At 38.1% G+C, this 14,676-nt stretch carries 14 protein-coding genes; 10 read left to right on the plus strand and 4 right to left on the minus strand.

What is annotated here, in order from left to right:
- Nucleotides 1-108: 108 nt before the first annotated feature.
- From COO03_RS12050 to COO03_RS12070, 5 genes are all read left to right on the plus strand, one after another.
- Complete coding sequence (locus COO03_RS12050; protein ID WP_097897421.1) at nt 109-1,164, plus strand: FecCD family ABC transporter permease; 1,056 nt, start codon at nt 109-111, stop codon at nt 1,162-1,164.
- Nucleotides 1,161-2,177 (plus strand): FecCD family ABC transporter permease, encoded by a 1,017-nt coding sequence (locus COO03_RS12055; protein WP_097897422.1) that lies wholly within the window; start codon nt 1,161-1,163, stop codon nt 2,175-2,177. Before COO03_RS12050 ends, COO03_RS12055 begins: the two co-directional genes overlap by 4 nt.
- Before the next feature lie 15 nt (nt 2,178-2,192).
- Complete coding sequence (locus tag COO03_RS12060; RefSeq protein WP_097897423.1) at nt 2,193-3,005, plus strand: ABC transporter ATP-binding protein; 813 nt, start codon at nt 2,193-2,195, stop codon at nt 3,003-3,005.
- Between the two features lie 201 nt (nt 3,006-3,206).
- A complete protein-coding gene (locus tag COO03_RS12065) occupies nt 3,207-4,148 on the plus strand; it encodes an ABC transporter substrate-binding protein (protein ID WP_097897424.1) in 942 nt (313 codons plus the stop codon).
- 285 nt (nt 4,149-4,433) lie between these two features.
- Complete coding sequence (locus COO03_RS12070; RefSeq protein WP_097897425.1) at nt 4,434-5,738, plus strand: HD domain-containing protein; 1,305 nt, start codon at nt 4,434-4,436, stop codon at nt 5,736-5,738.
- A gap of 41 nt (nt 5,739-5,779) precedes the next feature.
- On the opposite strand, the gene COO03_RS12075 is transcribed toward COO03_RS12070, so the two are convergent.
- Nucleotides 5,780-5,965, minus strand: a complete 186-nt coding sequence (locus COO03_RS12075) for a 2-hydroxymuconate tautomerase (RefSeq protein WP_001147171.1) — start codon at nt 5,963-5,965, stop codon at nt 5,780-5,782.
- A gap of 112 nt (nt 5,966-6,077) precedes the next feature.
- Here COO03_RS12075 and COO03_RS12080 point away from each other — a divergent pair, with 112 nt between their 5' ends.
- Both COO03_RS12080 and COO03_RS12085 read left to right on the plus strand, forming a co-directional pair.
- Nucleotides 6,078-6,752 (plus strand): site-2 protease family protein, encoded by a 675-nt coding sequence (locus COO03_RS12080; protein ID WP_097897426.1) that lies wholly within the window; start codon nt 6,078-6,080, stop codon nt 6,750-6,752.
- 25 nt (nt 6,753-6,777) lie between these two features.
- Nucleotides 6,778-7,287, plus strand: coding sequence for a YwhD family protein (locus COO03_RS12085; RefSeq protein WP_097897427.1), 510 nt, complete (start codon nt 6,778-6,780; stop codon nt 7,285-7,287).
- Nucleotides 7,288-7,455: 168 nt separating this feature from the next.
- Here the strand turns inward: COO03_RS12085 and COO03_RS12090 are convergent, their stop codons facing one another.
- Together COO03_RS12090 and COO03_RS12095 are read right to left on the minus strand one after the other, a co-directional pair.
- Entirely contained in the window at nt 7,456-9,507 is a 2,052-nt protein-coding gene (locus COO03_RS12090; RefSeq protein WP_097897428.1) for a transglycosylase domain-containing protein, read from the minus strand.
- A gap of 95 nt (nt 9,508-9,602) precedes the next feature.
- The gene (locus tag COO03_RS12095; protein WP_097897429.1) at nt 9,603-10,328 is read right to left on the minus strand and encodes a glycerophosphodiester phosphodiesterase; all 726 of its coding nucleotides are present in this window, start codon (nt 10,326-10,328) and stop codon (nt 9,603-9,605) included.
- Between the two features lie 236 nt (nt 10,329-10,564).
- Between COO03_RS12095 and COO03_RS12100 the strand changes: the two genes are divergently transcribed.
- From COO03_RS12100 to speB, 3 genes are all read left to right on the plus strand, one after another.
- The gene (locus COO03_RS12100) at nt 10,565-10,987 is read left to right on the plus strand and encodes a MerR family transcriptional regulator (protein ID WP_097897430.1); all 423 of its coding nucleotides are present in this window, start codon (nt 10,565-10,567) and stop codon (nt 10,985-10,987) included.
- Nucleotides 10,988-11,172: 185 nt separating this feature from the next.
- The gene (gene speE / locus COO03_RS12105) at nt 11,173-12,000 is read left to right on the plus strand and encodes a polyamine aminopropyltransferase (RefSeq protein ID WP_097897431.1); all 828 of its coding nucleotides are present in this window, start codon (nt 11,173-11,175) and stop codon (nt 11,998-12,000) included.
- Nucleotides 12,001-12,320: 320 nt separating this feature from the next.
- Nucleotides 12,321-13,193 carry an agmatinase gene (speB, locus tag COO03_RS12110; RefSeq protein ID WP_097897432.1) on the plus strand — a complete coding sequence of 291 codons (873 nt, stop codon included), beginning with the start codon at nt 12,321-12,323 and terminating at the stop codon, nt 13,191-13,193.
- Between the two features lie 228 nt (nt 13,194-13,421).
- Here the strand turns inward: speB and COO03_RS12115 are convergent, their stop codons facing one another.
- A complete protein-coding gene (locus COO03_RS12115) occupies nt 13,422-14,459 on the minus strand; it encodes a PTS sugar transporter subunit IIC (protein WP_097897433.1) in 1,038 nt (345 codons plus the stop codon).
- Between the last annotated feature and the right edge of the window lie 217 nt (nt 14,460-14,676).

Consider the following 14,676-nt stretch of genomic DNA (forward strand, 5'->3'; position numbering starts at 1 on the left):
GTCGAAAAATTAAAATGGATAGTGGGTAATCCCACTTTTCTTTTTGGTGTTTATTGAGAATGAATCTCATTTTGTTAAATATACGTTGTTGGTTAGGATGGTTGAGGGATGGAAGCAAGCGCGAGGAGTATAGAGCAACAAGAAATGAATGTCAAAGAGGTTAAGAGTAGACCGCTCATTGCTTCTATTATTTTAATAGCGGGCACAATTTTATTAGCTTTAAGCATGGCTGTTTCTATTTCATTTGGAGCAGCAGATATTAGTTTGAAGACTGTATGGCAAGCTGTCTTTCAGTTTGATGGGTCTTTAACACATCACAATGTTATTTGGGAGCTTCGTATGCCTAGAGCAATTGGTGGCGTGGTCGCAGGTGCTTTTTTAGCTGTATCAGGTGCAATTATGCAAGGGATGACGCGAAATCCACTCGCATCGCCATCATTAATGGGGATTACTGATGGAGCTGTGTTTGGGATTGCAATTATGTATGCATTTTTCCCCAATTCGCCATATTTAATGTTTGTTATTGCTTCTTTCGTTGGAGCAGCATTTGGTGCAAGTATTGTATACGGTATTGGTGCTTCTTCACCAGGCGGATTAACACCTGTTAAGTTAGCGTTAGCTGGGGCGGCAATCAGTGCTTTACTTGGTGCTGTTTCTTCTGGAATTGCTTTGTATTTCAACCTTTCTCAAGAGGTGAGTATGTGGAATGCAGGCGGTGTTTCTGGTGTGAAGTGGGAAAGTATTGATATGTTATTGCCAATCGGAATGGTTTGTCTCGTTATAGCAATTATGATGTCGAGATATATTACAATTTTGAGTTTTGGTGAAGAAATTGCGATTGGGCTTGGTCAAAATACAACGCTTATCAAATTTATTGGAACAGTGCTCGTTCTTGTGCTAACAGGTTCAGCCGTATCAATGGCAGGATCAGTTGGATTTGTTGGACTTGTCATTCCGCACATGACGCGTTTTCTTGTTGGATCAGATTATAGGTGGGTTATTCCATGTTCAGCTGTATTAGGTGGGTTGCTAATTGAATGTGCTGATATGTTATCGCGAATTATTAATCCACCATTTGAAACACCAATCGGAGCGATTACTGCATTAATTGGTGTCCCATTCTTCCTCTACTTAGCTCGTAATGAAGGGAGAGGAAAAATGTGAGGATGAGTGTCTTAACAAAAAAGAACATTACAATTTTAGCAATTTTAGCCGGATTAATTTTTTCCGTATTTCTGATTAGCTTAAATACGGGAACATATAAAATACCACCAATAGATGTATTGAAATCATTGGTTGGATTAGGTGCTGAAGAGCAATCAGTTATCTTATTTGAGTTTCGTATGCCACGTATGGTCATTGCTATCTTAGTTGGTTCAGCGTTAGCTGTATCAGGTGCAATTATGCAAGGATTATCACGAAATCCACTCGCTGATCCAGGCATTATCGGTATTAACGCTGGGGCAGGATTAACGGTTGTCGTTTTCGTATATTTCTTTTTCGGAAAAGTTGGGACTGGTACGCTTTTATCTGTATTCATTCTTCCATTTTTCGCATTGGTCGGTGCCATATTAGCAGCAGTTATTATTTATGTGCTGGCATGGAAAGACGGCGTTTCATCAACTCGTTTAATACTTGTTGGTATTGCAGTTGCAGCTGGATTTGGTGCTGTTAATTTAATCTTTTCGATGAAAATGACATCCAATGACTTCCGCTTTGCAACGATTTGGTTAGCAGGTAGTTTATGGGGAACAGATTGGAAGTTTGTATTAAGTGTACTTCCATGGATGCTCATCTTTTTACCACTCGCGATTCGTAAAGCGCATGTGCTAAATGTAATGAACCTAGGAGATTCAGCCGCGGTTGGTCTTGGGGTAAATGTAGAAAAAGAAAGACGTAAATTATTATTTATTGCAGTTTGTTTAGCAGGTGCATCTGTGGCGGTTGCGGGTGGAATTGGTTTTATTGGTTTAATGGCACCGCATTTAGCGAGGCGCCTTGTCGGTGGAAAACATCAAATTATGTTGCCGACAGCGGCATTAATTGGAACATTTCTGCTGCTATTTGCAGATTTGATTTCAAGAAGTGTACTAACGACGTCAGAAATACCAGTCGGCCTTGTTATCTCTGCAATTGGTGCACCATATTTCATTTATTTACTTATGAGGACAAAATAAAGGGAGGCTTTTTGTATGGCAACTTTAGCGGTTGATTCGGTATCTGTTGGCTATAATGAAGGGTTAATTATTGACGGATTATCGGTGGAAATTCCAGAAGGGAAAATTACAACGATTATTGGACCAAATGGCTGCGGGAAATCAACGTTGTTAAAAACAGCTTCTCGTATTTTGAAGGCAAAACGAGGCACTGTTTATCTTGATGGGAAAGCAATTGAGAAGCAGTCAACAAAAGAAATCGCAAAGAAAATGGCGATTTTACCACAAACTGCAGAAGTGCCAACAGGTCTTACTGTATTTGAACTTGTTTCGTATGGTCGTTTTCCTCATCAAAAGGGATTTGGCACGTTGAAAGAAGAAGATTATCGTTACATTCACTGGGCACTTGAAGTAACTGGGATGACTGAATTTGCAAACCGTCCAGCGGAAGCTTTATCAGGTGGTCAACGTCAACGTGTATGGATTGCAATGGCTCTTGCGCAAGGAACGGATTTACTTGTGCTAGATGAACCGACAACATACTTAGATATGGCTCATCAGCTTGAAGTATTAAATTTATTGAAGAAGTTAAATCAAGAAGAAGGACGTACAATCGTTATGGTTATCCATGATTTAAATCATGCATCTCGTTTTTCAGATCATATGATTGCATTAAAAGCTGGCAAGCTAATGAAACAAGGAACACCAGATGAAGTTATGACAAGTGAAACACTTCGTAAAGTGTTTGAAATTGAAGCACAAATTGTTCCATGTCCGGTGAACTGTAAACCGATTTGTTTAACATACGATTTAATGATGATTAATAATCAATTGCGTAAGAAAGCATAGATGAATGATTCCTCTCCTACTCTTAATAGGAGGGACCATTCTAATGGACGTTGAGCTTCTCATTCGAGATGGGAAGTTGAACGCCCGTTAGGACGGGTTGCATACAACAATTAATAAATATATAACAATTTAAGGTTGTTTGTAGTTTCTTATAGTTATATACAACTTGTAAGAGAAATATATCCAGAAGGAGTGGAAATTATGAAGAGATTCAAAGCAGCATTACTAGCAATGGTACTAGTAGTTACTTCTGTGCTATTTGCAGCTTGTTCTTCCAATAAGAAAGAAGAAAAGAAGGCGGATGCGAAGGTTGAAGAGCGCACTGTACAACATGCAAAAGGGGAAATTAAAATTCCTGCAAATCCAAAGAAAATTGCTGACCTTAGTGGTTCAACAGAAGAATTGTTAATCTTTGGCATGAAACCAATCATTACTGCAAACACAACCCAAGAAAAAATCGATGCACATATTGCTGATAAATTAAAAGGTGTAAAACCAGTTGGCTCTGCTTGGGGTGACCAAATTAACATTGAAGCAGTAGCGGCTGCAAAACCAGATTTAATTCTTGTGAACAATCGTCAAGAAAAAATTTATGATCAATTATCTAAAATTGCGCCAACAGTCATGTTAAAAACTCCACTAGATCAATGGCGTCCAAAGTTTGAAGAACTAGGTAAAATCTTCGATAAAGAAAAAGAAACAACAGCATGGTTGAAGAAATATGATGAAAAAGCAAGCAAATTACATGATAAAATCATTGCAAAAACTGGCTATGCGAAATTCATGGAAATGGCTGCATATCCAAATGCATTCCGCGTATATGGTGACTATGGTTACGGTAGCGTAATCTTCAAAGACTTACAATTACCAGCGGTTCAAGGTACACCAACTGACAAACCGCTCGTACAAGTACAAAAAGAAGCATTAATCGATTACAACCCAGATTACTTATTCGTATTTACAACTGGCGATGGTTCTCAACGCTTAAAAGAATTCCAAGAAGAAACAATTTGGAAGAACATGAACGCTGTTAAGAACAACCGCGTATTTACAATCAAGAATGAAGACCTAAACAAAGGATACTTCCCGCTTGGTAAAGAAATGGTCTTAGACGAAGTTGCTGATTTTGTTTTAGGAAAATAATATATAAAGAAAATCACTTTTGCTTTGGTAAAGGTGATTTTCTTTATATTAGGGGATTTATCCCGCATTAACGGGCAGTAATACTCCCACCTCAAAATTCGTCGAAAGCAAAGAGGTTAGGTGGGCGATAAACTGCCCGTAAAAGCCCGATTGGTTCAACTAATAATCAGTGGGGATGAAGAATCCCCACTGATTAAAGTTTTACTTTATATAGTCTTTCATTTCTTTCTCTTTCCTATTTCGTTTATAATGAAGTAAGAATGCAGTAAAGAAAGGGGGATGTCAATGGTATATTTAAATGACAAACTCAGCGAAACAAAAGTGTTTAAAGACCCAGTACATAAATATGTACACGTGCGTGATCGCGTGATTTGGGATTTAATCGGAACGAAAGAATTCCAACGTCTGCGCCGTATTAAGCAGCTTGGAACGACATTTTTTACATTTCACGGTGCGGAACATAGTCGCTTTACTCATTCATTAGGTGTATATGAGATTATTCGTCGTATGATTGATGATGTATTTGATGGTAGGCCAAATTGGAATGCAGAAGATAGATTGTTATGTTTATGTGCAGCATTACTTCATGATGTTGGCCACGGCCCGTTCTCTCACTCGTTTGAAAAGGTTTTTTCATTAGATCATGAGAAGTTTACTCAAAAAATTATTGTTGGTAATACGGAAATCAATGATGTGTTAAGCCGTGTGGACCGTGAGTTTCCGCAGAAGGTGGCAGATGTCATTGCTAAGACTTCTAATAATAAATTAGCTATTAGTATGATTTCAAGCCAAATTGATGCAGATCGTATGGATTATTTATTGCGAGATGCTTATTTTACTGGCGTAAAGTATGGGAATTTTGATATGGAGCGTATGCTGCGTGTTATGCGTCCATATGGCGATCAAGTTGTCATTAAAAATAGCGGTATGCATGCTGTTGAGCATTATATTATGAGTCGTTATCAAATGTACTGGCAAGTGTATTTTCACCCAGTAACGCGGAGTGCTGAAGTGATTTTAACAAAAATTTTACACCGTGCAAAAACATTGCATGAGCAGTATTACACATTTAAGTATCACCCTGTTCATTTCTATTCTTTATTTGAAGAAGAAGTAACAGTAGAGGATTATTTAAAGTTAGATGAGAACGTAATGTATTACTACTTCCAAGTATGGCAAGATGAAGACGATCAAATTTTAAGCGATTTATGTCGTCGCTTTATGAATCGAAATCTCTTTAAATACGTAGAGTTCACAGAGAAACATGGTTTAGATAATTGGATGGAATTAAGTAGTCTATTCAAAAAGATTGGACTTGATCCAGAATACTATTTAGTTGTTGATTCAACATCGGATTTACCGTATGACTTTTACCGAGCAGGAGAAGAAGAAGAACGCCTTCCAATCTTACTTCTTATGCCAAACGGAGAGCTCAGGGAGCTTTCTCGTGAATCGGATATTGTCGAGGCGATTACTGGTAAGAAGAGAACGGATCAAAAGTTGTTTTATCCACATGATTTAATCTATGAAGGTGGAAGGAAAGGGAAATATAAAGAAAAAATTATTCAGCTATTAGAAGGAAAGAAATAAGAAGCAGCCTCAGGACTGCTTCTTATTAAAGAAACCTAAAATTATTTGTCGCTTAAGCGTTTTCCGCCAACTGCATAATGATTTTTAGACATTTCTTCGATGAAAACAACGATGTTTTCTTCAGGAGCACCAGTTGTTTCGCTTACTGCTGCAGTTACTTTCTCAGCAAGAGCTTTCTTTTGTTCTTCTGTGCGTCCTTCTAACATTTTCACTGTTACGTATGGCATGTACAATCGCTCCTTTTATGTAAGTTACAATCTTATTATAACGGATTCTAAGGAAGAACAATCGAAAAAACAAATATTTTCTTTTTTTGACAGAATGAAGAGGAGATGAAGTATGGATCAGTTATTTAGATATCCACTGCACCAAATTCCACTGGTAGCAATGGCGATTATTATTGCGTTATCTGTACATGAATTTGCACATGCATATGTTGCATATAAGTTTGGTGATGATACAGCGAAAAGACAGGGCCGTTTAACATTATCGCCAATGGCTCATTTAGATCCAATCGGGCTGATTGCTGTATTAATTCTTGGTTTTGGTTGGGCACGTCCAGTACCTGTTAACCCGTATAATTTCAAAAAACCACGTCTTGCTGGTGTACTAGTTTCTATTGCAGGACCGATTAGTAATCTAATCCTAAGTGCTATCGGTTTAATTATTTGGTGCAGTTTGTTAAAGTTTGGAGTACTAAATGCTATTCCATTTGCGGTGGCAGATACATTAGGTCAATTCTTCCAAATTTTTATTTTCCTTAATATTGTGTTACTTGTTTTCAATTTATTACCGATTCCGCCGCTCGATGGGTATCGTGTAATTGAAGACTTAGCACCAGCAAATGTTCGTACGAAAATGACCCAGTATGAAAAATATGGATCAATTGCGTTATTAATTCTTGTTATTACACCACTTAGTAATTATACAATTCAACCCATTTTCAATGTAGTAATCCCGTATGTGTATGGGTTTTTACAAAGTATCATTGCGCCTATATTTGGGTTAATGTAATACATGAGTGAGGAGGAGTTTACATATGACAGAGAAAAAGAAAAAAATTGGTTTTAATATCGTGAAGAACGATTCAACAGATGGGCATGGTGGCTTTGGTGTTGGAGCGTTAAGCTTAGAAAATATTTCACCTGTTTTCGTAGATGTATTAGAGCAAAATGCATTCGTTGATATTGGCGCAATGCATGCGCGTAGCACTGTAGAAAAGGGAATTAAATTCTTAACAAATAAGGATGAAGTTCCAAACGGAAAGCCATATTGGCTTGTATGGGTAACGATTGAAAGAACGGCAAAAGGTGCTTATTATGCAGGTGTAACAGCTTGTGAGATGACAGTTGATCGTGAAATTCGCCGTGGTTATAAGTCACTTCCAGAGCACGTGAACAAGATGGATAAATCATTAAAGCGTCACATCATGGTTGACCATATGGATGATGCGTCTAAAAAGGTGCTTGGAACGTTCTTAAAAGAACATAATGAAGCAATTTGGAACGAATCTAGTGAAGAATTGCGTCATGCATTATTAGGAGAATAAAGTGAAACTTTAATCAGTGGTTTTTTTAAAATTCCCCGCTGATTTATCAGCCCTCATGAATCATGAATCGGGGGAAACTTTTTATGCTACCAGGGGTATTCCTGGTAGCCTTTGTTTTATTATTTATGCTGCATATTGCTTAGGTACCGATATAATGATGGTACAAATTTACCACGGAAAATACTTTTTCCACCAGCTGTCCTTTTTCTTCTCTTTTCCAGCCTTCTCGAATTCTTCTTTATCATCGACATGATCCATACAATATTCAGTCGGTTCTGTTCCTTTTGTGAAATACATTTTTACAGAAGTAGGGCATCCTTTTGTTGCGATTTTCCCATTTTCAGGATTGATGTCTAAAGCCACAACATCACTTGGTTGTTTGAATTCTTTTTTAGGCTGACCGTCTAATCCTTTTTCCATCGTATCAGCCCAAATCTTCTTGGCATAGCCCTGTTCGGCTGGATTGGAAATAGATTTCGGCTTGTCGTATCCGACCCAGACGCCTGTTACGAGCTGCGGCGTGAAACCAATCATCCAGCTATCCGTTTCAGTGGAGCCAGATTTTCCTGCGTATGTGCGCGATAGCTTTGGAAGGAGTGATTGCCCTGTCACAGAAGCATACCCACTTAACTTTTGATTAAACATACCCGTCATCATTTCTTCCATGACAAACGTATTATTTTTATCGAGTACTTGTTTACTCTCTAAATGCGCATCGTATAAAATGTTTCCTTCGTGATCGACAACGCGGCGAATAAAGGTCGGTTTTATTTGTTTTCCTCCGTTGGCAAACATACTATAGGCATTAACCATTTCAATTGGTTTTACAGGAGAAGTACCAAGGGCAAGGGATGGGACATCTTTTAATGAACTTGTAATACCAAATTGTTTCGCTGTTTTTGTGAGAGAATCTTCCCCTAAAAATAAATTTGTTTTTACAGCATATACGTTATCTGATACCGCGAGGGCTTGTGCCATTGTAACAAAATCATCCGCATAATAGTCTTTATAGTTTTTCGGTTTATATTTAGAAACACCATCTCCTAATGTAAACACGGTATATTCACTCTTTAAACGGGTTGCTGGTGTAAATCCTTTTTCTAATGCAGCGTAATATAGAAATGGTTTAAAAGTGGAACCTGGTTGACGAGCAGCTTGAATCGCTCTGTTAAATTGACTTGCTTCATAATCCTTTCCACCTACAAGGGCCGCTACTTCTCCCGTTTTCGGATTCATTGAGACAAGAGCCGTTTGTATATCCGTTGTTTCTGGAATATTATCCTTAATGGATTGCTCCGCTATTGCTTGTAGCTTTGGATCTAGTGTTGTATAAATGCGAAGTCCACCGCGCTGTAATGCTTGTTCATCGAGCCCAGCATCGTGAAGGAGAGAGGCTTGTACAGCGTCTTGAAAATAAGGCGCCACTTCTGCGACTTCTTTCGTATCTAATGAAGCAAATGCAAGCTTCTCTTTTTTTGCAGAGGATGCTTGCTCTTTTGTAATATAGCCCTGCTCGACCATCTCATCTAAAATAAGTGATTGTCTTTGTTTCGCCCGTGCTTCCTTTAAATAAGGTGAATACAGGCTAGGCCCTTTTGGAACACCAGCGAGCATACTAGCTTCTGCTAATGTTAAGTCTTTTGCTGTTTTATTGAAATACATACGAGAAGCTGCTTCAATACCGTAAGCGCCGTGCCCGTAATAAATCGTATTTAAATATCCTTCTAAAATATGATTCTTACTATAATTGACTTCAAGTCGAATGGTATACATTGCTTCTAATAATTTACGTTTCCATGTCTTATCATGATCTAAATACAGATTACGAGCGTATTGCTGTGTAATCGTACTAGCACCTTGTACCTTTGCCATTGCTTTTATATCTGCAATGATTGCACCGGCAATTCGCTTTATATCGAAACCATGATGGTGATAGAATCTTTGGTCTTCAATGGAAAGTGTTGCATCTTTAACGTAAGGAGAAATTTGTTCAAGTGAGACGTTATAGCGTTTTTGTATGCCATTGCTTTGTCCCATAACAGTGTCATCATTAGCGTAGAAGAAGCTCGTTTGTGGAACCGCAACAGGAGGAGGCCCCATAATTTTTGCCGCTATAATGATAATAAAAAAGGAAAAAACGAACAAAAGAACACATGAAAAAAGTGCGGTGAAGAAAAGACGTTTATATTTTTTTAGTTTTGGATTCACAGTTTGGTCCATCTTTTTCATCCCCTCATCATATACTTTTACTAGTATTGAGGGTTTTTTCGTATTTTAAACAACGAAGTGTGCAAAATGAAAAAGAGCCCTTCCAATTAAGAAAGGAGCTCAAAAGCGCGCATAGGCCAATCTGTAATAATAACGTCTATGCCGTAATCAATCATGGTTTGTAAATCTTTATATTCATTGATTGTATAAGGACGGAAGACATATCCTTGCTGCTGGGCTGATTGAACAAATTCCTTTGTTAACAGCCGGAAATTAGGATGTAATCCAGCTGCTTCTCGTTTTTTTGCCTCAGCAATTGGATCAGCAAGGGGTTCATCGTATAAAATAGCTCTCGGAATTTCAGGAGCAATTTTTGCAAGCACGGAAACAGAATCATGATTAAATGATGAAAATATAATTTGATTCGATAAATGGTACTCATGTACAAGCTCGACAACTTTTTCTTCGATCTTTGGATAGTGAATGACATCTGTTTTTAATTCGATATTTAATTGCAAATTTGTTGTAGAGAGCCAAGTGAATACTTCACGTAATGTTGGAATTTTTGCTTCGTGAAAAGAAGGATTTTTATGGCTACCAGCATCAAGAGCTTGTAATTCTTTCACTGTCTTTTCAGAAACAAGTCCCACTCCATTTGTTGTACGATCAACCGTTTCATCATGAATGACAACAAGCTCCCCATCTTTTGAAAGGTGAACATCAAGTTCGATGCCATCAGCACCAATACGCTCGGCCTCTTGAAACGCAATCATTGTATTCTCTGGGTGTGTTCCTTTAACTCCGCGATGGGCAAAAATAAGTGGTTTTTTCATCTAAGAATCTCCTTATCGTTTCATTTCTTCCATTATGAAACTGCTATAAAAAAAATACAATCTATATATACATCAATTAAAAAACCGACATAAACCCCTCTTTTTAGGTGNNGCAGGGATTTAGATGTCGAAAAATTAAAATGGATTTATATATATGACAAACATTTACATATAATACTCGCATTAAAGTTAACGTTAACGTAAAATATAATAATGTAATGAGAGGAGGAATAAACATGTATAAAATTGATGAAGTAACAAAGCAAGTTGGATTAACAAAACGTACACTTCGTTATTATGAGGAAATTGGTTTAATTCATCCGCCAGAGCGTAGTGAAGGGAATATTCGTCTTTACACAGATGAGGACATTGTACGTATTAAAAAAATTGTAGAAGCAAAAGAAGTGCTAGGAATCACCCTTCAAGAAATGCAGCATTTCTTATCATTAAAAGAGCGCATGGAGCAAAGGCGAAATAGTGATAATCCACGTGATCGTGAAGTTATTCAAGAAATTAAGAACATGCTCGAGAATCAAGTGCAAACACTAGATATAAAAATGAAGCAAATGCAGCGCGTGAAAGCAGAATTAGAGAATAGTTTAGAGCGCGCAAATAAATTTTTAGAGGACACAAAAGGAGAGACAAAAGCCCTTTCTTAAGAAAGGGTTTTCTTTGTTGTCATAGAAGGAATCTTCTTTATACACAAACAAAAACGGTCTGACTAAAATGTATTTTCGGTATTTTTGTACTTTTAACTATACTTTTTGTATGTTTTGTTTTATTTTTGTTAGGGGACATTAATGATGTCCTATTATAAATTTGCAGCGAAAGGCGTGATTGTACGATGGAACTATGGTTCACTGAAAAACAAACAAAACATTTTGGAATTACGGCGCGTATTAACCGCACGTTACATACGGAGCAAACAGAATTTCAAAAGCTTGATATGGTTGAAACGGAAGAATTCGGAAACATGCTTATTTTAGATGGCATGGTTATGACAACGGAAAAGGATGAGTTTGTGTATCATGAAATGGTAGCTCATGTACCTTTATTTACGCATCCAAACCCTGAAAATGTATTAGTTGTAGGCGGCGGCGATGGTGGTGTTATTCGTGAAGTGTTAAAACACCCAAGCGTAAAGAAAGCAACGCTTGTTGAAATCGATGGTAAAGTAATCGAGTACTCTAAACAGTACTTACCATCAATTGCAGGTGCGTTAGATAATGAGCGCGTTGAAGTGAAAGTAGGCGACGGTTTCCTACACATCGCAGAAAGCGAAAACGAATATGACGTAATCATGGTTGACTCTACAGAGCCAGTAGGGCCAGCAGTAAACTTATTTACAAAAGGATTTTATGCTGGAATCTCTAAAGCATTAAAAGAAGACGGTATTTTCGTTGCACAAACGGACAACCCTTGGTTTACACCGGAATTAATTTCAAATGTGTTTAAAGACGTAAAAGAAATTTTCCCAATTACACGTCTATACACTGCAAATATTCCAACGTATCCAAGTGGACTTTGGACATTCACAATTGGATCTAAAAAGCATGATCCATTAGAAGTAAGTGAAGAGCGTTTCCACGAAATCGAAACAAAATATTACACAAAAGAAATGCATAAAGCAGCATTTGTATTACCAAAATTCGTTGGGGATTTAATTAAATAGAAAAGTGGAAGCGGCTCGTTCAGAATAGGAGGGGGATGGAGCTTCAGACGTAGAGGCGTTTTTTGCCTCGCAGAAGAAGCGAAGCCACGGAGTATTCTAGCCGCTATAGCTGGACAATAGATGAAAGTGTAAGTAGCTCATTTAAGGTGCGCGTCCAAAAGATTTGAGCATGCTAGCTACTTACACTTCGATAAATAAAATAATCTTCTCGTCGCTAAAAGAAGATTGAGGTAAATCGAGAAAGAGGAGCACAGCGCTCCAAATTTGAGAAATAATGAAAGGTTGGGATACCTTAGGTTCCACATAAGGAGGAAAAGAATATGCGTTTTGATGAAGCTTATTCAGGTAAAGTATTTATTAAAAGTCATCCAAGTTTTGAAGAGGCAGAGGCAGTTATTTACGGGATGCCAATGGATTGGACAGTAAGTTACCGTCCAGGTTCTCGTTTTGGCCCTGCACGTATTCGTGAAGTATCAATTGGGCTAGAGGAATACAGTCCATATTTAGATCGTGAACTAGAAGAAGTAAAATATTTTGATGCTGGTGATATTCCGCTACCATTCGGAAACCCACAGCGCAGTATAGACATGATTGAAGAATATGTAACAAAACTATTAGATGCCGGTAAGTTTCCACTAGGTCTTGGCGGTGAGCACCTAGTGTCTTGGCCAGTTTTTAAGGCGATGGCAAAAAAATATCCGGACTTAGCAATCATTCATATGGATGCTCATACTGATTTACGTGAGTCATATGAAGGAGAGCCTTTATCCCATGCTACGCCAATTCGTAAAGTATGTGATTTGATTGGTCCGGAAAACGTATATTCTTTCGGGATTCGTTCTGGTATGAAAGAAGAATTTGAATGGGTAAAAGAAGTGGGCATGAATTTATATAAATTTGAAGTGTTAGAACCGTTAAAGGAAGTATTGCCAAAACTTGCAGGACGCCCAGTTTATGTCACAATTGACATCGACGTATTGGATCCAGCACATGCTCCTGGAACAGGAACATTAGAAGCTGGCGGTATCACATCTAAAGAATTATTAGATTCCATCGTAGCAATTGCAAATTCAGATATAAATGTAGTCGGAGCGGATTTAGTAGAAGTAGCTCCAATCTACGACCATAGTGATCAAACACCAATCGCAGCAAGCAAATTCGTGCGGGAAATGCTGCTTGGTTGGGTAAAGTAAAAGCGAAGCCGACTATTTAGGCCAGGTGGCTAAGGTTCTTTCCTGCAAAAGGTGCTCTTTACCTTTTGGCAGGGAAGGTTCTTAGACGCAAGGGTCTAGGAGGCGTAGCTGGATAAAAGTAAAAGCGGAAGCGGCTCGTATCTCATATATCGATGCTTCTGCAAAGTTCGATATATGCTTATAAGAAAAAAGGAGTTAGTCTCATTATTTGAGACTAGCTCCTTTTTCCTATGCAGCTTTTTCTTTTGAAGTGATGCCGCGAATTTCATCAGCAGAACGAATTGGATATTTGCGGAAAACGATTGTTCCGATATAGCCAATGATTGTAGTGACGATTCCGCATAGTACAGCAGCAATTGCTACTTTCATTACATCGTTAAATCCAAAGAGAACCAGAAGTCCTGGAATTGGTGATGCTGTACCAGGGGCATTGTTTACCAGCTGGAATAAGGATGTAATAATACCAGCAAGTGCACCACCGACAAAATTTGTCGTATAGATTGGAATTGGATTTGCTGCGACAACATCAGCTTGTGTTAATGGTTCAATTGCTACCGCAATTGTATCTTTCTTTGAACAAATCTTTAAACGTTTAAAGAAAATAAAGTTCATTGGAGCAGAGGCCGCTACTGCAAGACTACCAATAGCCATTGGTAAGCCTGTTAGTCCTAACATAGCAGTTAGTGCCATGGAGCTTAATGGAGATGTAGAGATAACTGTGATGAGCCCGCCAAGCATAATCCCCATAATAACCGGGCTTTCTGTAGTTGCGATTGAAATAATAGAGCCGATTTTTCCAAGTGTTGCATTTACAACGGGATCCATAAGCATGGCCATTCCGCGTGAAAGTGGTGCTGCAATGAATAAGATTGCTAAAAATTCTACACCAGCTGGCAATTTCTTTTCGAGGAATTTTACGACAAAGGCGCAAACATATCCAGCGAAAAAGCCTGGTAAAATACCAAATCCACTAGTGGCAATCCCAATTAAAACAGCATATACGGGGGATACACCAATTGCGAGTGCCACTAAAATGGCAGCTGCGACACCGCTCATACTACCGGAGGCTTCCCCAACCGATTGCAAAAAGCTGTTATGAAACATCTCGCCACCGATATAACGGTGAAATGCTTCAATAAGGAAGCTTGCGATTGCAGCGTTAGCTAAAGCACCCATTGCCTTCATTCCGTAAGGAGCACGGTAACTAAAGAGCGTGAAAAGAAAAAGTACAACAAGTAGTAGTGCTAAACCTTGCAAGATAGCCATTTGAAAACTGTCTCCTTTTTGATATTTGTTATAAAAATTTGTATTATTCAATAATAATACAGAATTTGCTCGAATGGAAAAATTTTTTATTAGGAAAATACTACAAAGAGCATTTTTCTTACGATAGTGTAAGGAAAATGTAATACATTTCAATAGAGTATAGTATCCCCTTTCCCGTATAATACGGATATGAGTATGTAACGGATCAAAAGATATA

This window comes from Bacillus sp. AFS098217, assembly GCF_002551815.1.
Lineage (GTDB): Bacteria > Bacillota > Bacilli > Bacillales > Bacillaceae_G > Bacillus_A.